Annotated in this window: 18 protein-coding genes; 12 read left to right on the forward strand and 6 right to left on the reverse strand. The window is 43.0% G+C overall.

Features of this window, described 5'->3' with window-relative positions; all coding sequences use genetic code 11:
• The first annotated feature begins 57 nt into the window (after positions 1-57).
• Genes Q0R88_RS05555 through Q0R88_RS05570 form a run of 4 tightly spaced genes read left to right on the forward strand, consistent with a single transcriptional unit; the run spans position 58 to position 8530 of the window.
• On the forward strand, positions 58-2844 hold the full coding sequence (locus tag Q0R88_RS05555) for an alpha-L-rhamnosidase (protein WP_295713409.1): 2787 nt from the start codon (positions 58-60) through the stop codon (positions 2842-2844).
• 36 nt (positions 2845-2880) lie between these two features.
• Positions 2881-4032: a heparan-alpha-glucosaminide N-acetyltransferase domain-containing protein gene (locus Q0R88_RS05560; protein ID WP_295713412.1), complete on the forward strand. Its 1152-nt coding sequence runs from the start codon at positions 2881-2883 to the stop codon at positions 4030-4032.
• A gap of 12 nt (positions 4033-4044) precedes the next feature.
• Positions 4045-6321 carry a beta-N-acetylhexosaminidase gene (locus Q0R88_RS05565; RefSeq protein WP_295713415.1) on the forward strand — a complete coding sequence of 759 codons (2277 nt, stop codon included), beginning with the start codon at positions 4045-4047 and terminating at the stop codon, positions 6319-6321.
• 10 nt (positions 6322-6331) lie between these two features.
• On the forward strand, positions 6332-8530 hold the full coding sequence (locus tag Q0R88_RS05570; RefSeq protein ID WP_295713418.1) for a GH92 family glycosyl hydrolase: 2199 nt from the start codon (positions 6332-6334) through the stop codon (positions 8528-8530).
• A gap of 44 nt (positions 8531-8574) precedes the next feature.
• Here Q0R88_RS05570 and Q0R88_RS05575 read toward each other — a convergent pair whose 3' ends face one another.
• Entirely contained in the window at positions 8575-9396 is an 822-nt protein-coding gene (locus tag Q0R88_RS05575; RefSeq protein WP_295713421.1) for an SDR family oxidoreductase, read from the reverse strand.
• A gap of 105 nt (positions 9397-9501) precedes the next feature.
• Between Q0R88_RS05575 and Q0R88_RS05580 the strand changes: the two genes are divergently transcribed.
• Entirely contained in the window at positions 9502-10035 is a 534-nt protein-coding gene (locus tag Q0R88_RS05580) for a lipocalin family protein (protein ID WP_295713424.1), read from the forward strand.
• On the opposite strand, the gene Q0R88_RS05585 is transcribed toward Q0R88_RS05580, so the two are convergent.
• The 3 genes from Q0R88_RS05585 to Q0R88_RS05595 form a co-directional block, all read right to left on the reverse strand.
• Positions 10032-10643 (reverse strand): YhcH/YjgK/YiaL family protein, encoded by a 612-nt coding sequence (locus tag Q0R88_RS05585; protein WP_295713427.1) that lies wholly within the window; start codon positions 10641-10643, stop codon positions 10032-10034. The genes Q0R88_RS05580 and Q0R88_RS05585 overlap by 4 nt on opposite strands.
• Before the next feature lie 197 nt (positions 10644-10840).
• A complete protein-coding gene (locus Q0R88_RS05590) occupies positions 10841-12319 on the reverse strand; it encodes a hypothetical protein (protein ID WP_295713430.1) in 1479 nt (492 codons plus the stop codon).
• A gap of 18 nt (positions 12320-12337) precedes the next feature.
• Complete coding sequence (locus tag Q0R88_RS05595) at positions 12338-13261, reverse strand: hypothetical protein (RefSeq protein WP_295713433.1); 924 nt, start codon at positions 13259-13261, stop codon at positions 12338-12340.
• 96 nt (positions 13262-13357) lie between these two features.
• On the opposite strand from Q0R88_RS05595, the gene proS reads away from it, so the two are divergent.
• The 4 genes from proS to Q0R88_RS05615 all read left to right on the forward strand — a co-directional run bounded on the left by proS (position 13358) and on the right by Q0R88_RS05615 (position 19492).
• The gene (gene proS, locus Q0R88_RS05600; protein ID WP_295713436.1) at positions 13358-14830 is read left to right on the forward strand and encodes a proline--tRNA ligase; all 1473 of its coding nucleotides are present in this window, start codon (positions 13358-13360) and stop codon (positions 14828-14830) included.
• Positions 14831-14996: 166 nt separating this feature from the next.
• Complete coding sequence (locus tag Q0R88_RS05605) at positions 14997-16136, forward strand: cystathionine gamma-synthase (RefSeq protein WP_295713438.1); 1140 nt, start codon at positions 14997-14999, stop codon at positions 16134-16136.
• Positions 16137-16213: 77 nt separating this feature from the next.
• Complete coding sequence (locus tag Q0R88_RS05610) at positions 16214-17050, forward strand: TIGR02757 family protein (RefSeq protein ID WP_295713441.1); 837 nt, start codon at positions 16214-16216, stop codon at positions 17048-17050.
• Positions 17051-17491: 441 nt separating this feature from the next.
• Positions 17492-19492 carry a KUP/HAK/KT family potassium transporter gene (locus Q0R88_RS05615; protein WP_295713445.1) on the forward strand — a complete coding sequence of 667 codons (2001 nt, stop codon included), beginning with the start codon at positions 17492-17494 and terminating at the stop codon, positions 19490-19492.
• A 70-nt stretch (positions 19493-19562) separates the two neighbouring features.
• Here the strand turns inward: Q0R88_RS05615 and Q0R88_RS05620 are convergent, their stop codons facing one another.
• Positions 19563-19847, reverse strand: a complete 285-nt coding sequence (locus Q0R88_RS05620; protein ID WP_295713447.1) for a hypothetical protein — start codon at positions 19845-19847, stop codon at positions 19563-19565.
• A gap of 131 nt (positions 19848-19978) precedes the next feature.
• On the reverse strand, positions 19979-21037 hold the full coding sequence (locus tag Q0R88_RS05625; RefSeq protein WP_295713456.1) for a nucleoid-associated protein: 1059 nt from the start codon (positions 21035-21037) through the stop codon (positions 19979-19981).
• A gap of 227 nt (positions 21038-21264) precedes the next feature.
• Here Q0R88_RS05625 and mnmE point away from each other — a divergent pair, with 227 nt between their 5' ends.
• The 3 genes from mnmE (at position 21265) to Q0R88_RS27180 (ending at position 23845) form a co-directional block, all read left to right on the forward strand.
• Positions 21265-22689 (forward strand): tRNA uridine-5-carboxymethylaminomethyl(34) synthesis GTPase MnmE, encoded by a 1425-nt coding sequence (mnmE, locus tag Q0R88_RS05630; protein WP_295713450.1) that lies wholly within the window; start codon positions 21265-21267, stop codon positions 22687-22689.
• A gap of 549 nt (positions 22690-23238) precedes the next feature.
• Positions 23239-23661, forward strand: a complete 423-nt coding sequence (locus Q0R88_RS05635) for a helix-turn-helix domain-containing protein (protein ID WP_295713452.1) — start codon at positions 23239-23241, stop codon at positions 23659-23661.
• A gap of 1 nt (position 23662) precedes the next feature.
• The gene (locus Q0R88_RS27180; RefSeq protein WP_366086800.1) at positions 23663-23845 is read left to right on the forward strand and encodes a hypothetical protein; all 183 of its coding nucleotides are present in this window, start codon (positions 23663-23665) and stop codon (positions 23843-23845) included.
• Positions 23846-23974 lie beyond the last annotated feature (129 nt).

Raw genomic sequence — 23974 nt, forward strand, 5'->3', positions numbered from 1 at the left:
GCGATAAAAAAGTAATGCACGTTAAAACAAAATCGTTCTAAAGCTATATTTAATGGCATGAATTATACTCAACTCATAGGCGTGTTCAAAAAAACATGTTTAAGTATCGTTTTATTACTTTTTTTACAACCCCGGGGCTATACTCAGGTTCAGCCCGTCCCCGTTCCTTTTAGTGTTGATAAACTGATATGTGAATATAAAACCAATCCAATATCTGTTGATGCAGCCAACCCCCGCCTCGGTTGGAAACTGGTGACCCAGGATCGCGGCATTCAGCAAACTTCTTATGAAATCAGGGTAGGCAGTAACGCGGTATCATTAACCAAAGGCAAAGATATTATATGGGGTACCGGCAGGATTTACTCAGATCAGTCGATACAAATTTACTATGGTGGCCCGATGCTAACATCGAGGCAAAAAGTTTACTGGCAGGTAAGGGTATGGAACAATAAAAACCAGGTAAGCCCCTGGAGTATGGTTTATTTCTGGAAAATGGGTTTGCTAAAACCAACCGACTGGACAGCCAAATGGATCCAGGATACTTATTTGTCTGATACAACAGGAGGGCCTGCCCCCATGTTCCGTAAAGCATTTAAACTGGAGCATAAAGTACGCGCTGCTCATTTGTATATAACCGCACATGGCGTTTTTGAAGCGCAGCTGAACGGAAAAAAGATAGGTGCCGATTATTTTGCACCCGGCTGGACAAGCTATAACAAACGCATTCAATACAACGTGTATGATGTTACATCCATGTTGCTAAAAGGCGGTAATGCCGTTGGGGTAACCATTGGCGATGGTTGGTACCGTGGCTATACATATAACCGTAAAAAGGATGTATATGGTAAAAAACTGGCTTTGCTTTGCCAGCTGGAGATATTATATACCAATGGCAAGCGTGAGGTCATCAACTCCGATAAAAGCTGGAAGGTAAGTTATGGGGCTATCCAGTCTTCATCGTTTTTTGATGGTGAGGTTTACGATGCACGCAAAGATAAACCTGGCTGGACAAACTCCGCCTATCGCGACCTTACTTGGGATACGGTTAAAACAGATGAAACTATTAAAGATAATCTGATAGCCACTGCCGGGCCAACGGTAAAAAAGCATGAAAAATTTTTACCGCTGAAAGTATTTACTACACCAGCCGGCGAGCGGGTAGTTGATTTTGGGCAGAACTTGGTAGGCTGGGTACAGTTTAAACTTAAAGCAAAAGCGGGCGATACCCTCCGGCTGTTCCATGCCGAAGTGCTTGATCAAAAAGGGAATTTTTACACTAAAAACCTGCGCACTGCCAAACAGGAGATCAGCTATGTTTTTAAGGATGATAGTGTTGCCACCTTTGAGCCTCATTTTACCTTCCAGGGATTCCGGTTTTTGAAGGTAGTTGGCTATGATGGTCCGCTTGATTCAACTAATCTGGCGGCTTATGCATTGTACTCAGATATGGCGCAAACGGGCAAGTTCTCGACATCAAACCCGCTTATTAACCAGTTGCAGCATAATATTCAATGGGGACAAAAAGGAAACTTTATTGATGTACCTACAGATTGCCCTCAGCGGGATGAACGCATGGGGTGGACGGGTGACGCCCAGGCTTTTTGCCGTACCGCAACCTTCAATATGGATGTTGCCGGTTTTTTTACCAAATGGCTAAAAGACCTTGCTGCTGATCAGCATAAAGATGGTGCAGTGCCTTATGTAATTCCAAGTATGCTGGATAGCGCTTCTGCTGCAGCGTCGGGCTGGAGCGATGTGGCAACTATTGCCCCATGGAATATTTATCTGGCCTATGGCGATAAACGGATTTTGCAGGAGCAGTATGAAAGTATGAAAGCATGGGTGGGTTATATCCAGGCGCATAGCCGCAGCTACCTTTGGGATACCGGGAATCACTTTGGCGACTGGCTGTTTTATGCCGGCACCAATTATGAAGATGGCGCTGCCCTTACCGATAAAAATTTGATAGCGCAGGCGTTTTACGCGCATTCAACGCAATTGGTTATCAATGCCGCCAAAGTATTGGGCAAAAGCGATGATGTGCAAAAATACTCGCAATTACTCTACAATATCAAAAAAGCATTTAATAGCGAATATGTAACGCCAAATGGGCGCATGATATCCGGTACGCAAACCTCTTACGTATTGGCACTTAACTTTGATATGCTGCCCGAAGAGCTGAGGCAGTCGGCCGCGAAAAGATTGGTGAAAAATATTGATGATTATGATGAGCACATAACAACCGGCTTTTTGGGTACACCTTATATTTGCCATGTATTAAGCCGGTTTGGATATAGTGATGTAGCTTATGGTTTGCTGAGGAAGGAATCGTACCCTTCATGGCTATACCCGGTAAAAAATGGCGCCACTACCATTTGGGAGCGATGGGACGGCATTAAACCCGATGGCACTTTTGAAGATCCGGAGATGAACTCATTTAATCACTATGCCTACGGTGCCATTGGCGATTGGACGTACCGGGTAATTGCGGGTATTAATACCGATGAAAATGATCCGGGATTTCACAAGATCATCATCGCGCCGCATCTTGGGGGTAAACTAACCAGCGCCCAGGCCGAACTGGAAACATTGTACGGTAAAATTAAGTCGGCATGGAGCGTAGATAATGGCGTATTTACTTTGGATGTTATCATACCACCCAATACCACAGCTAAGGTAGTTTTGCCATCAGTAACCGACCAAATTACCGAGAGTGGACTTGATATAAACACGATAGAAGATATTACGGAAATTAAAAAAGTTGGTAATGACGAACAAGTGAATATTGTATCGGGCACCTATCATTTTGTTTATAACCTTAAAGTTACCGGGAAAAAGAACTAATTCACCGGGGTTAATCTATTGATGATCAAATAAAAAATGACAAATACGGTAGTTGGCGATAAGGCCACAAGCACCAGCAGACCAAGGCTGCTTTCGCTCGATTTTTTTCGTGGATTTACTGTAGCTGCCATGATCCTGGTAAATGATCCCGGCGATTGGGGACATATTTACTGGCCGCTGGAGCATTCCAAATGGAATGGCTGCACCCCAACCGACCTGGTATTTCCTTTCTTCCTGTTCATGGTAGGCGTATCTATCGTTTACGCGATGCAGGCAAAAAAAGCGGATGAAGTCAATCACAACAAAGTGATCCTTTCCATTTTGCGTCGTTCTCTTATCATTGTATTATTGGGCATTTGTTTACCGCTCATCAGCAATTTTCAGTTTGCTCACCTGCGTTTTCCAGGGGTATTGCAGCGAATAGGAGTAGTTTTTGGCATCACGGCTATAATGTACCTGAAAACCAGTACCCGCACACAAATTATTATTGCGGCCAGCTGTTTAATAGGCTATTATTTAATAATGACGTTTGTTCCGGTACCAGGCGTTGATCATCCTAATTTAGAAAAGGAAACCAATTTGGGAGCTTATATTGATAGAATTGTTTTTACCAGTAACCATCTGTGGGCGCAATCAAAAACCTGGGATCCCGAAGGTTTGCTGGGAACTATTCCCGCCATAGCTACCTGTTTATTGGGGGTATTTACAGGTACCTGGCTCAAAAGCGATAAACTTAAAAATACTAAGGAGATCTTTAAACTCACCGGAACAGGCGTATTACTGGTGATTGCCGGTTTAATATGGAACCTGTTTTTCCCAATCAATAAACAATTATGGACAAGCTCCTTTGTACTCTTCACCGCGGGGCTGGCTATCATTATTCTTTCCGTTTCCTATTGGCTTATTGATGTAAAGGGCTATAAAAAACTGTTACCTCCTTTCCAGGCATTTGGCCGTAATGCCATTGTTGCTTATGTATTGGCCGATGTAATTCCCGAAGTTTTATCTATTATCCCGGTTATGAATAATGGGCATAAAACCAATGTATGGTCGTACATGTACTTTCACCTGCTTACGCCAAATTTTTCGCCAGAGAATGCATCATTGATATCGGCCATACTTACCGTTATCATCATATTTATACCCGTTTGGATATTGTACGCCAAAAAGATCAATGTTAAAATTTAAGCCACTTCATAAATGAACATTATTCGCTTCAAAATAAAATATATAGCCGCAATCTTCAGCCTATGTTTATCAGTATCTGTAAAGGCCCAGTTGCATATTATCCCGCAGCCGCTGCATTTAACGGAGCAAAAAGGCGCGTTTGTTTTAAGCGGGAAGGCAGTTATCGGGGTTGATAAAGAAAGTGAAGCCGTAGGTAAATACCTGCAGGATTACCTTGCAACAAATTATAAGCTGAATTTAAAATTGAAGGTTTATCCTAAAATACCGATTGCTACGGCCATACAGTTGGTTACCATGGTGAGTAACAAAGAAGGTGCATACAGCCTTAATGTTAAACCAGGCAGCGTTAAAATAGCAGGCAATGGCGCAGGAGTGTTTTATGGCGTGCAATCGCTGCTACAACTGCTTCCGGCAAAAGCTATTGCGCCCTTAAAGATAACTACATGTGCTATTGCCGATGAACCTCGTTTTCAGTGGAGGGGGTTGAGCCTGGATGTTAGTCGTCATTTTTTTACGGTTGAGGAGGTGAAAAAATACATTGATGTAATGGCGCATTACAAACTGAATGTATTTCACTGGCATTTAACGGATGATGAGGGCTGGCGCATCCAGATTGACAAATATCCCAAACTAACCGAGGTGGGTTCAAAGATTAGTTTTTATGAAAAGCAGGGCAAGTTTCGCAAGCTGGATAATTTGATTGATGGCGGTCGCGATGGTTTTTATACCAAAAATGATATCCGCGAGGTGATCAAATATGCGCAAGCCAGGTACGTAACCATACTACCCGAAATTGAAATGCCCGGCCACAGCGAAGCAGCTATATTCGCCTACCCTGAACTGGGCTGCCAGGATTCGACCGGAGCCAAACACCGCGTGCGTATGCTGGATCCCAGTGAACACACTTTCGGTTTTATGGAAGATGTGCTTACCGAGGTGATTGCGCTTTTTCCTAATCAATACATCCATATAGGGGGCGATGAAGCTGAAATGATAGACTGGCTGAAAAGCCCTGCTGCCGTTGCGCTGATGAAAAAGGAAGGGCTGAAAAACGAGAAGGAAATACAAAGCTACTTCATCAAAAGGATAGAAAAATTCCTGCTCTCCAAAAATAAAAAGCTGGTGGGTTGGGACGAGATCTTGCAGGGAGGGCTGGCCGAGTCGGCTACGGTAATGAGCTGGCAGGGTGAAGCCGGGGGCATTGCAGCGGCTCAAATGCACCATCATGTGGTGATGACACCATTGCCATACATGTATTTTGATGCGCCGCAGGCCAATGAGGAGCTGGAGCCTGTTGGCTGGAATCCACCGGTAACGTGGCAAATGGTTTACAATTATGAGCCGCAGTCAAAAGAGTTAAGTCCGCAGGAGGCCGAATATATTTTAGGTGCACAGGGTAATATCTGGGCCGAAAAAGTTCCGAATGCACTACACCTCCAGTATATGGTTTATCCCCGTGCGCTGGCCGTGGCCGAGCTCACGTGGTCGTCAAAGGCAAACAAGAATATCAATCGCTTTGAGTATAAAATGAAGCAGCAATATGGCTACTTTAAATTATGGAACTTAAACGCCCGCCTGCCCAACATTGTAGGTATGGACAATATTGTTACCAATAGCAACCAGTTTGGGCTGGTACTTCAATACCCTTTGTTGGGTGCACAAATACGCTACTCCGTTAACGGTAAAATGCCCGATAGCAACGCAAAGGCACAGGGATTTCCCGTTAATATCAGTGCTATGCTTAAAGATAGTTTAGTGCTAAAAACCTACACTACCTGGACCCTGAATAAGCAACACATTTTCCAGGTGGCAACTATAAAGCACGCCAACATTACCGCAAGTAATGTTGACCAGGCAGGACTAATCCCCGGCTTAGGCTATGAACTCATAAAAAGCAAAGAAACCAATTTCGCCAAACTGGATACTACTGTTATTGCAACAAGCGCGGTAGTAAACACTACCAATCCAATGGTTTTACCTGTTACCGATGGCGACCTTACCTGGGTAAAAATGAGCGGCTACCTAAAAATTGATGTCGACGGTGATTATGAATTAACCTCGGGTTTTGAGGTTAGTCCGGCTTTGTTTTTGGATGGTAAGCCGGTGATATATAAAAATAAAAATACGTACGTTGAACCTCAAAAAGCGCTGCTGCATCTTAAAAAAGGCGTTTACAATTTAAGCGGATATTATATAGCCGATAATATAAACCGCATGCAGGATTTGTTATTGTTAAAGGAGGCTGCTACCGATAAATTGGTTGACCCCGGAAAATATATGTTCCATTAATAACAGGTTTATGATGCAATTGAAAAGCTTGTTTAAAATACTTTTGGCACTCAGCTGTTTGTTTACAAGCGTTATTGCTTATGCCCAAACTTATGGTAAATATGTTAATCCATTTATAGGTACATCAGCAACAGGGCATACTTTTCCCGGTGCTACGGTGCCATTTGGTTTGGTTCAGTTAAGCCCGGAAACAGGCAATTTCGGCTGGAATTATTGTTCCGGTTACCGGTATGAGGACCGGATTATCACAGGTTTTGCGCATACCCACTTAAGTGGCACAGGCGGTGTTGATCTGGGCGATGTATTGTTTTTTCCTTTCCAGGGGAATGATCCGGTCAAATTTACCTGTGCTTTCTCACATCAAACAGAAAAAGCTTCACCGGGCTATTACGAGGTGGTTTTAGCTGATCATAACATTAAAGTGCAGCTTACGGCTTCGGCTCACACTGGCTTTCACCGTTATGTTTTCAACAAAGCCGGCAAATCGCATTTGCTGATAGATATGCAAAGTGGTTTGGTTGAGGATGCCGAACAATTAAAAGAACATGTATCTGAAGGTAATATCACTATCAATAGCAAAACCACTATCAGTGGCTACGCGTATTCGAGCCAATGGGTAGATAAGAAGGTGTTTTTTACGGCGAGGTTTAGCAAGCCATTTACCGGTCATCATTTTATTGATGGGGATACCCATCGCCGTTTAGTAGTTGATTTTGATACCCATCCCGGCGAGGCGGTGGAAGCCAAAGTTGGTCTCTCGGCTGTAAGTATCGATGGCGCCCGCAAAAACCTGGCTGCCGAAACGGCAAATAAAACATTTACACAGGTTAAAACAGATGCCGCAAAAGTTTGGGAAAGCTACTTCGCCAAACTAAAATCAGAGGGTGCCGAAGAACAAAAGATAGCCTTTTATACCAGCATTTATCACGCGTTAATTCAACCCAATAACATTGCCGATGTGGATGGAAAATACCGTGGTGCTGATGGCCGGGTACATCAATCTGCCGATAAAGTGTATTATTCAACGCTATCCTTATGGGATACTTACCGCGCCGCACACCCGCTTTATACCCTCATTTGCCCTGATAAAGATGGCCAAATGGTTGAAACCATGTTGCAGCATTTTAGCGTTACCAAACTATTGCCCATATGGACCTTGTTTGGCAAGGAAAGTTACGCCATGATAGGTAACCATGCCATACCTGTGATTGTAGACGCCAGCCTGAAGGGTATTAAGGGTTTTAATAAGGAGCAGGCGTTTGAAGCCATAAAAGCCACACTCACTACCAATAAAAACCCAAAGTACAATTGGTCGCTTTATATGCAGCATGGCTATCTGCCATCAGATAGTGTAAAACGTGAAGCAGTATCCCGTACGCTTGAAGCCGCTTATGACGATTGGTGTGCTGCTGAGCTGGCTAAATCTCTTAACAAAACGGCAGATTACAACTATTTTCACAAACGATCAACGTTCTATGTAAACCTGTTCGACAGATCAACCGGTCTGATGCGGGGCAGGCTGGCAGATGGTAGTTGGGTGCAGCCTTTTGCCAACCTGGATAGCGGGCAACTGGCTATCGGGGGTGACTATACCGAAGGAAACGCATGGCAATATACCTGGCAGGTACAGCATGATATTCCGGGGCTAATAAAACTGATGGGAGGGAAGGAGCACTTCATAGCCAAACTCGATTCGTTGTTCAGTATGGATTCAAAAGTGTTTGGCAAAGGTTCAACGCTTGATGTCACCGGGCTGATAGGCCAATATGCGCATGGCAACGAACCTAATCATCATATTGCCTATTTATACACACTGGCCGGTTATCCGGCTAAAACCCAGCGGCTGGTAAGGCAGATAGCAGATCAGTTTTACCAGAACAAACCGGATGGCCTATCGGGAAATGATGATTGCGGGCAAATGTCGGCCTGGTATATTTTTACGGCAATGGGCTTTTATCCCGTTAACCCTGCCGATGGAAGGTATGTATTTGGCGCGCCGCAATTAAGCCGGATCAGCCTTGCCTTACGCGGCAATAAAAGTTTTGTTATTGTGGCCCAAAACTTATCAGTAACTAACAAGTATGTACAAAGCATCAGCTTGAATGGTAAGCCTTATTTAAAGAATTATATCAGTCATCAAAATGTAATGAACGGCGGGAAATTAGTTTTTGTGATGGGCGATAAGCCCCTGGCGGCAAAGGCCGATTAATCTTTTAAAAGCCTGATAATTTTTGTACCCTAAATTGGTATTTACTATTGAATACCGGTATTAAATTGATAATTCAATATCGGCTCCACATGTACACTTTTAACAATCTTCCATTCCTTTAATTCATGAATAAACTCCGGTTTTTCAAATCCTGAATTTAAGGCGGCGCTGGTGTAAAAAATAGATTTTGCAGGATGATTCGGCGAGCAGCCATTAAACAAATACCCAAAAGCATTTTTATCGATAATGGCCCTGGTTAATCCGATGCAATCATTCAAATGTATCAGGTTCACTGGTGCATCTCCATTGGGGATGTCTTTTTTACCCGCAAAAAATCGGCCCGGATCGCGTCCTGGTCCTATCAATCCCGCAAAGCGGATAATGGTAGTTTTAAACGTTTCCTCTTCCGTAAAAAGGCTTTCGGCAGCAAATAATATTTTACCGGCTTCGGTATTGGGTTGCGGTGGTGTGTTTTCGTCAACCTCCATATTCAAATCGGCATAAACACCGGTAGAGCTGATGAACACTATTTTTTTTAAGCCATGCTGATTTATAGCGTTGATGATGGCCTTGATCTTATTAGTAAAATTTGCTCCCTGGCCCGACCGTGCTTTTGGCGGAATAGCAATTAAAAGCACATCGCAATTGAAAAATTCGGCGTCGTAAGGTTCGTGATCAACAGACAAATCAATCAAATATGGTTCAATACCATCAGCCAAAAGCAGCTCCATTTTTTGAGGAGATGTGGTTGATCCTTTTACCTGTATACCATCATTGATCAATGTTTTGGCCAATGCCTGCCCGTACCAGCCGCAACCTAATATGCTGATGACTTTTTTATCCTGAAATGTGGCTGTTGTACCCAATTTTAATGTTTTGTGGCAAAGGTAATTAAATATTTCAGGGTGGTGCGAGGGGTAAATATGTGCTTATTGTTTAAACTTTTTGGGTGTGCTGGTCGTTATGGTTGTATGAAGAAAGAGATTTTGGCAACTTCTGTTGTACTGGGTTTGGCTGCATTGGCACTGCAAGCCCGGGAAAAACCATTGGAAACTGTTAACTATGTCGACCTTAAAAAGTACCTGGGTACCTGGTTCGAAATAGCCGCTTTCCCTCAACCTTTTGAGAAAGGGTGCTCATGTACCTCGGCAACTTACGGATTAAATAAAGATGGCAGCATCATTGTAAAAAATCGCTGCATAAAAAATAATAGCCTTAAAGTAACTGAAGGAAAAGCTTTTGTTACTGATAAGGGCACTAACTCCAAGCTGGCCGTTCAGTTTTCCTGGCCTTGTAAAAGCAAATACTGGATAATTGATTTGGCAAAAGATTACAGCTATGCTGTAGTTGGGCATCCAAACCGCAGGTTTCTTTGGATTTTGAGCCGCCGCCCAACACTGGATGATCAAACTTATAACCAACTAGTGGTACGCGCAGCCAACAAAGGATTTGATGTAAGGCACCTGGAAAAGACAGAGCAGATAGGTGATCTATCGGGCTTTTAATCCGGTAAATTTATTACCCTGATCTTGATAACCAACTTTTTAACGGTATCATAACCATTAACTTTGACGTTTGGTCGGTGTGCATCACCCGGAAAAAACAGGAAAAATGCATTTGGCGCGGCAGTATAAAATTTGCCTTCAAAGTTGTAATGAATTATATCTTTAGCAGCATCGTAAGGCTCGGTTACTGCGGCGCTATCAACAGGCGCTATTGCTATTTTTTCTTTACCCCTGATCACATATTGAAGGTCAATATAGTTTTTGTGGGATTCCCATGCCGATTGCTCAAATGTTTTTGAAGATGCTTCGGTTACGGATGCGTACACATTTTCGCCATCAATGGGGTATTTGCCGGGAGCTATGAGATCGAGGTTGCGATCGCGGAGAAAATCAATCGCCTTATCCCAGGCAGCTTTATTGGCCTTATACTGTTTGGCAAATTCAAGTTCATTGGCCGTTGAATGCAGTGAAATCTTTAGCCCATTTTTCCATATGCCACTTTTAACCCATTGATGTGCGGCTTTGGCCGTTAAGGGTTGCTGTTGCGCGTGGGATACAGCCCCCATCAGCATAAAAACAATGATTAAGGTAACATGCAGGTTTTTCATAATGGATTTGAATAATTGGTAAGAGCAATTTAATACTATCCTTTTACAAATTGAAAAACTATTATTGGGGGATATTAATTGTCTTTTTTAAAGTATTTTATCCATCAAAACTCCGGTCGGTCATCCAGGGTTAAGCATAAAAAAAGCCTGCCGGGATTACCGGAAGGCTTTTTGTAAAAAAAAATATTTTTGGATAATTAAAAGCTATATCCTAAAGTAAGGAAGGCATTGTTATTTGTCTTTTTTAAATATGCAGATGGGCTTGCAGCGGCTATCTCATATGGGTAAACAGTTTGCGAACCACTTAAATGTGCATAGGTTGCATCTACATAATAATTACCAAACCTTACACCAATACCACCGGTTACTGTTTTAATATCGCTACCATTTTGTTTAAGCGGGCTTCCCTGTATACTGTAACCACCACGCAGGTAAAGCATGCTGTTTAAACGGGCTTCGGCGCCAACATGCGCGTTAATGGTTGAGCGGTAAAGCGCTTTAATATTGCCATTGTCAAAATCGGCAGTATAACTATCATTACTGCTGATGTGGGTGGTTTTATAGTCAATATAATCTACGTCGCCGGATATGAAGCCGTATTTGCCAATAAAGATAGCGGCACCACCGGTAAATTTAAAGGGTGTACGCATATTGTAGGATAAAGAATAATCCTGCGGACCGTTTGCAAAAGCGCTGCCATTATTAAATTTGGTTGCAAGGCTTTCATCGTAAGAGTCATCGATACTATAAAACGTTGGCGAAGTAACTGTAAAGCCTAAACGGAGGGTATTAACCGGTTTATAAATTAAACCCAGCTTAACATTACCGCCAGAACCCTTGGTGATCTGGTCCTGAACAAAGCCCGAATTAAAGCCAACATTTGTGCCGATATTATTCACCAGTATGTTTGCGTTACCGGTTTCGTTAAATACGCTGTATGAGTTGTACCTGATATCTGATAACGACAAACCTAAACCTAAATACAGCTTGTTGCTGTAATTGGCTCCAAATGCAAGGTTTACTTCTGACTGGCCTCCAGAACGTATGGTATTGCTTAACTGGTCAACCGTGCCAAATGCATTCCTGCGGTATTCAGATCCGCCTCCGGTAGTACTATAGCTATCTATCAGGTTTTGCTGGTAAGCCCAATCATCAAGTCCGCCCTGGTTTACCTGGCCATTTGCATTGGCAAGGCTGGCATAGTAATCACCAATAGAGTTTGATGCGTTTTTACCGCCATAGGTTATGTTTTCGTAAAAGTTATTGGTGCGGCTGTAGGCAGCTCCATAATTAAAGCTTAACCATCCTTTTGTTTTGTCGCGGCCCTTTGGTGTATTCAATCGCTGGTAAATTACTACCGAAGCGTTATTGAAATTAAGGTTGCTTTTGCTGTCGGTGCCAAACTGGCCAAGGTAAGTTGAGTTTACCTTTGAGCCATTAAACTCGGGCGTTATGCTTATTTCCGAGTGGGTGAAAAAACCAAGGCCTGCAGGGTTTCCACTTATCGAGCTTAGGTCGCCACCAACAGCTGTCCCTGCATTGCCTATTGCTTTGATGCGCGAAGTTGACCCCGTTTGAAAGGTGCTGAAGCGGATGGCATCCTGCGAATATTGCGCAAAACTATCTTTTGTAAATGCTACTATAGCAATTACACTGAGTAAATATTTAATCTTCATAGATATAAGCTGATAAAATTATGGTCTAACTGGTCTGCCGCCACCGCCGCCACTGCTTGAGCCACCACCGCTGCTTGAGCCACCGCTTGAACTTGGCGAAGGTGATTGTGCAGGTTGTGAACGTTCAACACTTTGTGTTGCCGGCCTGGTATCTTGTTGCCTTACCGGGCGCGAATCGCGTGAGTAACTGCTATTGCTGTTATTTGAATTGCCGCGGGTGAGGCCGTCAGTAGTCCGGTTTGCCCGGCCACCTGGTATATAGCCTATACCTGTTCTTGAGCTTTGCGCCGGGCCGCCAACACGGGTGCCACGACCATAAGCACTATTTGCCGGTGTACCACGGCCACTTAAAGGGCTGCCTGTGCCACGAACCGGGCGTGGCGTACCCGATGATACATAACCACCGCCGCCGTAACCGCCGCCACCATAAAAGCCGCCGCCGTATAAACCACCGTAGCCATAACCACCATAGCCTCCATAACCGTATCCGCCGTATCCAGAGCCAAAACCTAAGCCCCAGCCACCATAACCATATCCTAAGCCCCAGCCACCATAGCCGCCGCCGTAAGCATAAGGAGAGTAGCCATAGCCATAAGGGCCGTAATTAAAACCTAAGCTAAAGCCGTTATTGAAATATGGATTACTGTAACCGTAATATAAATTATCATAATAACTAAACGGAGAGTAGTAACTGAAACGGTTTATGCGCGATGCATAATCATCATAGTAAAAGTAATCATCATCATCCTGCTGATCTTGCTGATATTCATCCCCATTTTGATTGTAAACAGGCTGTACAGCGTAGATAGGCTCATCGCCCGCCTTGGCATTTGAAAAATAAACGTCATCATTATTGGCGGTAGTAGCCAGTTTTTGAGTAGAGCAGGAACTCAGTGCAAGGGCACTGATGAGAAAAATTCCTATTGCAATGTTCCGTTTCATATACAGGTTGTAAAAGTTCGGGTTCGAATAAGTTTTAAATTTATAAATTTGAGCGCAATATACAATAATTGCAAAGTCAAATTCTATCCAATCAATATGAGCAAAGGTGTTATTAGTAAAGACGAAGATTATTCGCAATGGTTTAACGACTTAGTAATTAAATCTGACATGGCCGAATATTCGCCGGTTAGGGGCTGTATGATCATTAAACCATATGGGTATTCTATATGGGAAAAGATACAGGCCGTGCTTGATCAGATGTTTAAAGACACAGGGCATAGCAATGCTTATTTCCCGTTGTTGATACCCAAATCCTTCTTTAGTAAAGAGGCCAGCCATGTTGAGGGTTTTGCTAAAGAATGTGCTGTTGTTACACACTATCGCCTAAAAAACGACGGCGACGGAAATATTATAGTTGATGAAGATGCTAAACTTGAAGAAGAGCTGATCATTCGCCCAACATCAGAAACCATTATCTGGAACACCTATAAAGGCTGGATCCAATCATACCGCGATTTGCCCATCTTGGTTAACCAGTGGGCCAACGTAATGCGCTGGGAAATGCGTACCCGTTTGTTTTTGCGTACAAGCGAATTTTTATGGCAGGAAGGGCATACCGCCCACGCTACCGCAGATGAAGCTATCGCCGAAACAGAGCAGATGCTGGAGATTTATTCGGATTTTGCCGAGAACTGGATGGCTTTGCCTGTAGTAAAGGGTCGCAAAACGCCTAATGAGCGTTTCGCAGGTGCTTTGGATACCTATTGCATAGAGGCATTGATGCAGGATGGTAAAGCCCTGCAAGCAGGTACATCGCACTTTTTGGGGCAAAATTTTGCTAAGGCTTTTGACGTAAAGTTTACAACCCGCGATAATAAACAAGATTTTGTTTGGGCAACCTCATGGGGGGTATCAACACGTTTAATTGGTGCGCTTATTATGGCCCATAGCGATGACGCCGGCCTGGTATTGCCTCCAAAGTTAGCTCCTATTCAGGTAGTTGTTGTGCCGATATATAAACATCAGGAAGAGCTGGATAACATTGCAACATTTGTTGCCGGCTTAACTAAGGAATTAAAAACCAAAGGAGTATCGGTTAAATTTGATAAACGCGATACCCACCGCCCCGGAGCTAAATTTGCAGAATATGAATTAAAAGGCGTTCCGTTGCGCGTTGCCATTGGCAGCCGTGATATGCAGAATGGCACCGTTGAGCTTGCACGCCGCGATACCAAAACCAAAGAAACTGTAAACCAGGATGGTTTGGCGCTGCATATTGAAGCCCTGTTAGAAGAGATTCAGAATAATATTTACAAAAAGGCATTCAATTTCAGAGCGGAGAATACCACCGAGGTTGACACCTACGAGGAGTTTAAACGCATGCTTGATGAGCAGCCTGGTTTCCTGAGCGCCCATTGGGATGGCACGCCGGAAACCGAGCAAAGGATAAAAGAGGAAACTAAAGCGACAATCCGTTGCATACCTTTGGATAACAAACTGGAAGAAGGTAAATGCATTTTGACAGGTAAACCATCGACGCAGAGGGTTCTGTTTGCACGGGCATATTAGCCCCCCAACCCCTGAAGGGGGAGCTTTTGATTTGCAGCTTTGATAAGCAGTCAAAATCGTTGGGCTTAAATGAAATAATCCTTCCCTAAAGGATAATACAAAATAGGCTTCCTCTTAGGGAAGGAAGCAAATCAAAAATTCCCCCTTTAGGGGGTTAGGGGGCCACATGAAATTCGCAACTAAAGCAATACACGCAGGGCAGGAGCCCGATCCAACTACGGGCGCTATCATGACGCCGATATACCAGACATCTACCTACTGGCAAAAATCGCCGGGCGATAATAAGGGTTATGAGTACTCACGTGGTACCAACCCAACCCGCAAGGCGCTTGAGGATTGTTTGGCGGCATTGGAGAATGCAAAATTTGGCCTGGCTTTTTCAAGTGGAATGGGTGCTACAGATGCGGTAATGAAATTACTGGCGCCGGGCGATGAGGTGATAACCGGGAACGACCTTTATGGTGGTTCATACCGTATTTTTACCAAGATATACGCCAACTATGGCATCAAATTTCATTTCCTTGATCTTTCTGATCCCGAGATAATCCGCCAGTACACTAACGATAAAACTAAGCTGGTTTGGATAGAAACGCCTACCAATCCCACCATGCAAATTGTGGATATAGCGGCTATCGGTAAAATAACCAAAGAGAAAAACCTGCTTTTTGTGGTTGATAATACCTTTGCTTCGCCATACCTGCAAAACCCTATAGATCTTGGTGCCGATGTTGTGATGCATTCCGTAACTAAATACATTGGCGGCCACAGTGATGTGGTCATGGGCGCCCTGATGCTGAACGATGAGGATTTGTACAAAAAACTATGGTTTATTTACAATGCCTGCGGTGCTACACCCGGTCCTATGGACAGCTTTTTAGTGCTTAGAGGTATAAAAACATTGCATTTGCGTATGAAAGCCCATTGCGAAAATGGCCGCCAGATAGCAGCGTTTTTAAAAACGCATCCAAAAGTTGAAAAGATCTACTGGCCTGGGTTTACCGATCATCCAAACCATGAAGTTGCTAAAAAACAAATGCTTGATTTTGGCGGTATGATCAGCATCGTGCTAAAAGGAGCCGATCTGCAGGAAACTTTCCGCATAGCATCATCTTTCAAGGTGTTCTCACTGGCAGAATCTTTAGGTGGTGTGGAATCTTTAATCAATCACCCCGTAAGCATGACGCACGGATCAATCCCCAAGTCGGAACGTGAAAAGGCGGGTGTGGTAGATAATCTTTTACGCCTCAGCGTAGGGGTAGAGGATATTGAGGATTTATTGGAAGATTTGAAGCAAGCGTTGAGTTAGAATCAAGAGACAAGAGTCAAGAATCAAGAAGGGAAAAATCTTACCTCTTGATTCTTGACTCCTGATTCTTTGTAACTATGATAGAAAACATTAAGTCCTTTCTCGACGCCAAAGTTGCCCAATATAATCGCCCGGAGTTTATTGAGAACGACCCTATCGTGATCCCTCACCTGTTCAGCAAAAAGCAGGATATCGAGATCATGGGTTTTTGGGCGGCTACCCTGGCCTGGGGGCAACGGGTTACTATCATTAAAAAATGTAAGGAATTGATTACATTGATGGATGGTGCACCGCATGATTTCATCATCAACCACGAAGAAACTGACCTTAAAAAGCTGCTGCACTTTAAGCACCGCACGTTTAATGATATCGATACGCTGTATTTTATAGCGTTTTTCAGGTACCATTATGAAAAGTTTGAATCTTTGGAGGATGCTTTTTTACCGCAGCCCCCCAGCCCCCTGAAGGGGGAGCAAGCGAAACTCCTCGTAAATCAAGAAACTCCCCCTTCGGGAGGCTTGGGGGTCGAAGATTATCTCAACCATTTCAGGAAGTATTTCTTCTCCTTGCCAGACTTTCCTCATCGTACCCAAAAACATGTATCATCGCCCTCGCAAAAATCTACTTGTAAAAGACTGAATATGTTTTTACGATGGATGGTACGCAAGGATGATAACGGTGTAGACTTCGGTATCTGGAATCACATTAATCCCGCCGATCTCATCTGCCCGCTTGATTTGCACGTCGACCGTGTATCCCGCAAACTCCTCCTTATTACCCGCAAACAAACCGACTGGCAAACTGCCATTGAACTAACCCAAAGGCTAAAACAATTTGATCCCCTCGACCCGGTGAAATATGATTTCGCTTTATTTGGATTAGGGATTGAAGAGCGCTGGGGAGTGCAGTTTTAGGGTTGGTTTTTATATTTCGAAGTCATCCTGAACTTGTTTCAGGATCTCACAGGACAGGTAACCATCATGTTGTCCACTTTGCATGTGGGGTGCCGAAATAAATTCGGCATGACTTTTTGGTTTTTAAGTCGATTTTTTGAATAATTTTCTTCAAAATTCAACCCCTCTTACCTGCTATCAAAATGATAAAACCTATCATTTTGATAGGTTTTATCATTTCAGTTATAACTACTTTTTAATAGATAAGTATTTGTAAAATAGGTAATTGTGAAAATAAAACCGCGGCAGGCATGTGTTTTGGCTAAGCGATTTCATCAATAAAATTAGTTTATGGTGATAATATTTCCTGTTGCTGCTGCCAAAAAAACCAGAAAGGCTGGCAATTGCTCATTACGCAGCGGGGTCACCACGTTCCCAATCCCCTATTTTTTATCTTATTAAATGAATTCGCACGTTAAGCACCTCACTTTTGCGGGTATGATAGTTACCCTCGGTATCATTTTTGGCGATATCGGTACATCCCCCCTCTATGTTTTTCAAACCCTGCTGGTTGAGGGTGGTAAGGTTAACCAGGACCTGGTTTTAGGCTCAATCTCCTGTATCTTCTGGACACTTACGCTACAAACCACCTTTAAATACATTGTGATAACCCTGCAAGCCGATAATAAAGGCGAGGGCGGTATTTTTTCCCTGTATGCCCTGGTAAGGCGCTATGGTAAATGGCTGGCTATCCCGGCTATTATTGGAGCAGGTACCTTACTGGCCGATGGTATTATTACCCCGCCTATATCGGTAACATCCGCTATTGAGGGGTTAAACCTAGTACCGTATTTTTCAAGTGTTATAGTACCCGGTAATAACCTTATTTTACTAATTGTTATTGTTATCATCATATTGCTGTTCTTTTTTCAGCAGTTTGGCACCAAGGTGGTGGGCGCGGCTTTTGGGCCGGTGATGCTGATGTGGTTTATAATGCTGGGAGTTTTGGGTACCATCCAGGTAATGCATTACCCGAGTATATTTAAAGCATTAAATCCTTATTACGGTGCGCATTTGCTTATGGATCACCCTAAAGGTTTCTGGTTGCTGGGCGCGGTATTTTTATGTACCACAGGTGCCGAAGCTTTATACTCCGACCTTGGCCATTGCGGCCGGAAGAACATCCAGGTAAGCTGGATATTTGTTAAAACTACGCTTATCCTCAATTACCTTGGGCAGGGTGCATGGGTGTTGTCGCAGGCGCCAACCAAAAATTTTAGCGGGGTGAATCCTTTCTTCGAGATTGTGCCACACCAGTTTTTGATACCAAGCATTGCGCTGGCTACTATGGCTACTATCATTGCCAGCCAGGCTTTAATCAGCGGATCGTTTACGCTGATCAGCGAGGCTGTGAGCATGAACTTTTGGCCGCGGATAACCATTAAGTACCCATCAAACATTCGCGGGCAGATCTATATCCCCAGCATTAACTGGATTTTGTGTGTTGGCTGTATTTTAGTTTCGCTGTATTTTCGCACCTCCAGCGCCATGACAGCTGCTTACGGGTTTAGTATCACTATAGCCATGCTGAGCACCACTATTTTAATGTACTATTTTATGCGCTATGTAAAGCACTGGCCTGTATGGCTGGTAACTATTATATTGTGCGTCTTTTTAACGGTCGAATTCTCGTTTTTTGTAGCCAACGCGGTTAAAATATTAAAACGTTTATTCTTTGTTGGCTTTGAGGTAGGATTGATATTTACCATGTACATCTGGTTTAGAGCCCGTAAGATCAATAACCGTTTCCTGAATTTTATTGATATCAAAGAACAATTACCCTTGTTAAATGCGCTTAGCGCCGATACTACCGTTAATAAATACGCTACCCATCTTATTTACCTTACTAAAGCCAACAACGGCAAGCAGATTGAAGAAAAGATCATATACTCTATCATGAGCCGTCGGCCTAAACGTGCCGATACCTACTGGTTTGTGCACATTGAGCGTACCGACGAGCCCTACACCATGGAATATAGTGTAGACCAGATTGAGCCCGGCAAGGTGATCCGCATTGAGTATCGCTTAGGTTTCAGGATACAACCAAGGGTGAACGTGCTGTTCCGTAATGTGGTGGAGGATATGGTGAAACGTCAGGAGATAGATATTACCAGTCAGTATGCGTCGCTTAATAGATATAAAATAGCGGCCGATTTCAGGTTTGTGATCATGGAAAAATTCCTGAGCTATAACAACCTGTTCAGCATGAGCGAAGGGTTTATTTTGAACAGCTACTTCGCCATCAAAAAATTGGCCCAGTCAGAAGCTAAAGCATTTGGTCTTGATACCAGCGAAACCCGGATTGAGAAAATACCGTTGGTGGTGAAGCCGGTGAGTAATTTACACTTGAAAAGGGTGGAGCCCGTTACTTACGGAGCAAGTAGTTTGGTTGAGGTAGAATAGACCTTTACATAAATCAGGCTTACAGGATATGATATTCTGTAAGCCTGATTCATTAAGGCTATACAAATGTTTAGCTTTTTCTTTGTTCAATAATAATATCCGGGTTGTTTTCAACACGTTCCATACGTACTAATTTACCATCTACAAAATAGTAGTACATGTTTGCTGTTACTGTTTTACCGTCACTTTCAACAGCCCTTTTATAAATGGATCTTCCCCGGGATGCCTCAACTAAGGTTAAATTGTATTTTTGAGAAGCGGTAAATTCTTTTTCGCTCATGCCTATAGCGTAATTGGGGACTTTGCAGCTTGTAATAATAAATAGCAGTGATAAAATAAAAAGTAGTTTTTTCATTGAGATGTTGTGATTTGGTTAACTAAAAATTGTTTCGGTATTGTTAGTAAGACTTGGAACAATAAAAAAGGTTTATCAGATTAGATATTTTTCTGATAAACCTTTGTGGTTTTAGTTTAATAGGTTTATTCCTACGCTTCCTCTTTAAAAAATACCTTATAAAAGTTCATATTCTTACCATCATCAAAGCCCTTTTCAATGAGTTCTTTATCACCATGGATATAGATGTGGAAGTTTTTATCAAGCTTTAATACGCTTTTATAATCGCGGGCTTGTTTCTTTACGGCGTTGCCGGAGATTTCGAAGGTGTTGGCGATGGGGCTGTCAAAATCCTGCTCGTACTGATTTTTGAAGTTTTTGAATGATTCTATTGCTTCGGGGTTGCCTATTACTTCATTGCCAAATTCATCCATATCAAAGGTTTCTTTTTCTTTGAAGTATTTCATGGAGCGGTTAAGCAGATCGATTTTATCGGCCTTGCTCATTTCAAACTGATCGTCGAGTTTTTGGGTAACAAAGTTTTTGTAGATGCCCAGTGTATTACTGGTTTGGTTATAGCTATCGTTCCGGATCTTGAGCTGTAGAAACTCATCTTTCCAGTATACGGCGGCATCCTGGCCACCATTGGTTTTATCAACCACCACCACTTTATAGCCGTTTTCTTTTTCGATGTTAAAGATCAAAACGCCCTTATCCAGTTTGTTGATATTGATGGCATCCTGCTCATAGTCAACCTGGAAACCGCCCTTATCCGGGTAAACTTTCAGGTAAGTTTCTTTGTTTTCTGATTTAAATATGCCGATGGCATCCAGCGGGTTACCCTCAATTTGTACCTTGTTAAAGTATACCACATAAAGTTCGCCACCTTTAATGTTAGGGTGGGTGGTTACCTTAAACAAGTGCTTGGCTATCTTTTCAGATGCCTCATGAAATTTCTCTTTATCATCAAATGCCTGTGTGGCAAAATGGTGTAGTTCGTTAAGGGCCAGATCGCCGCTGCTATGCATCAGGTGATAAACCTCGTTAACCTTTTCAAATGGTTTTAAAAAATACTGCATCAGCAGGTTGGGGATAATATCATCCTTTAATTCCAGCGGATTATCTGATAAGGAGTACATCTCATCCTGCAATGGGTTGCCAACATGATGTACCGAAATAGTATCGAGCGAAGCTTCAAAAAAAGTTACCATAATTTGCGCAAAGCTAAAGCTTTTTAGCCATTGGTTACTGGTCATTCGTCATTTGTTGAAGCGTCATTAAGTCATTGAAAAGTAGTTCATTTGGGATGGTTCATAGTTGATGGTAATTTGTTTTACTTTTGCATTCTGAACCCGAATTAATCGAATTATAGAATTATAAGAAATTTAAAATTCTGCAAATTCATTAATTCTGAAAATTCAGGTTCAGACAATTAGCTATGGATAATCAAAACTCAGCAGTCACTCACCACCCACAACAGGAAACAATAGTTGCCCTTGCAACACCAAACGGAATTGGCGCTATCGCGGTGATCCGCCTTTCGGGGTTGGATGCCATTGCTATAGCCAACAGCGTTTGGAAGGGTAAGGATTTAACAAAGCAGGCTTCGCATACCATTCATTTCGGCCATATTGTAGATGGTGACCTGGTATTGGATGAGGTACTGGCATCATTGTTTGTGGCGCCGCGATCATACACCCGCGAGAATGTGGTTGAAATTTCCTGCCATGCATCGGGTTACATTATCGAGAGTATCATCAAGTTGTTTATCAAAAAAGGGGCACGCTCTGCAAAGCCCGGTGAATTTACCTTAAGAGCGTTCCTGAACGGTCAGCTTGATTTGTCGCAAGCCGAAGCTGTTGCAGACTTGATAGCCTCCAACTCCAAAGCATCGCAACAGGTGGCACTACAACAGCTTAGGGGCGGCTTTAGCACTCAGCTGCAAACCCTGCGCGAACAGCTGGTAAACTTTGCCTCGCTGATTGAACTGGAACTTGACTTTGCTGAAGAAGACGTTGAATTTGCCAACCGCGACCAGCTGAAACACCTTATCCATGAAATTACCAAAATAGTAGGCCGGCTCATTCAATCGTTTGAGTTGGGTAACGCCATTAAAAATGGCGTAAATACCGTTATTGCAGGCAGGCCAAATGCAGGTAAATCAACCCTGCTTAATGCCTTGCTAAACGAGGAACGAGCTATTGTAAGTCATATCCCGGGTACCACCCGCGATACCATTGAAGAGGTGTTGAATATACAGGGCATCAATTTTAGGTTGATAGATACAGCAGGTATCCGCGAAGCTACAGATGCTATTGAGCAGATAGGAGTACAGCGGACTATGGAAAAAATAAGCCAGTCGGCATTATTGATCTATGTGTTTGATGCCGAACTTATCACCTTAGACGAACTTAAAAGTGATTTGGAAAGTCTGCAGAAACCCGGTGTGGGCATGTTAATGGTGGCCAATAAAATGGATCTTTTAGATGAGGATATACTGAAGTTGGAAAGCATCCAGGCTTTTTTCACTACCTCGGGATTGCCGGATATGCAAACCACTTTTATATCAGCCAAAGAAAAACTGCATATAGACGACCTCAAGAACAAGATCTACACTGCTGCCATCAAAGACCAACTCAGTGGAGACGAAACCCTGGTGACCAACATTCGCCACCTGGAGGCACTTCAAAAAACCGAAGAAGCATTGGTAAGAGTTTTGGGCGGCATAGATGGCAGTATCACGTCTGATTTCCTATCGATGGATATTAAGCAAGCCCTGCATTACTTAGGCGAGATTACAGGTGTGGTAACTACCGATGATCTGCTGGAGAACATATTTAGTAAGTTTTGTATCGGCAAATAGGCCTGACAAACACCCTAAACTTACGACAACTTATGACAAGTAAATAACTCATTGTTAATAAGTTAGTAATATTTCGCTTGTCCAAATTCTTGGATAATTGGCAGTGTATTTCTTATATTTGGTTCTATCTTGGTACTCAAAATAAAGAAATTACGAGTCTGCAAGATTTGGGAGAAATTAAGTAGCTTATATACCCTTATTTACGCTTATTGCGCCTTATATACGCTTAATTGCCCCCATTAATGGAGCCATAACCACCGATGATTAATTACCCCTATCATCAGTGGTTAAGTCCCCGGTTATTTCGCCAGCGTGAGATAACAATCTGATTATTAAGGTTTTGAAAATGGCGAAATTATCGCCCTGGGATTGCTTTTGCCAAATTTTGACAAAGGCCTAAAAGTTGATTTTGACATGAGCTCGAATTTTACAGTAAATAGGATATGTATTCAATGCGGAAGTGTATTCGTTGCCAAGACTACTGTTACCAGGTACTGCAGTAAGTTGTGTGCAAAACGCTACAATAAGCAAATCAAAAGGGATTCGTCTATGGCTTCGATGAATGAGGCTGTAAAGAAAGTGCTTGAAGTTAACGACCCCGATCTGATATCAGGCGAGTTTCTAAATGTCAGATCCGCTGCGAAATTGCTGAAGGCATCAGACAAGATGATATATCATCTGATCAATATTGGGAAATTAACTGCGGTCAACCTGTCTAAAAGAAAAACCCTTCTCTACCGAAAGGACATTGACAGGCTATTTGAGCTGCCTCCGGTAGTTCAACTGAAGGAGCTCAAACCTCCACCGATATCGGAATGCTATAATATGGGAGAAGCCCAGCGGGTTTTTAATATCTCGGAGAAAGCATTATTCGATATCATTAAACGAAATAACCTGTTCAAGTTTCAAGATGGCTGGTACACTTACGTGGCTAAATCGGATCTGGACGGGGTATTTAATCCAAAAGCATAATATGGCAAAGGTCCACATTAGGAAAAAGGCGTTGACAAACGGACGTCATTCTATATACCTTGATTTTTCCCCACCGTTGCGTAATAAAAAAACCGGTAAACCGCAGCGATACGAATTTCTGGATATCATTACTTATGATAAGCCCACTAATTACCTCGAACGCCGTCATAATTGGAGATTCTGATGAACCAGACCACCTGATTCCGGCGCAAGCTGACCACCAATTCCGGGGCAAACTGACCAGGGGATTCCGGGACAAACTGACCACCCTGAACGTGTAGCAAATGCTGTAGAAGCAACCATCTTTCGGAGG

It is taken from the genome of Mucilaginibacter sp., assembly GCF_025362475.1.
GTDB lineage: Bacteria > Bacteroidota > Bacteroidia > Sphingobacteriales > Sphingobacteriaceae > Mucilaginibacter.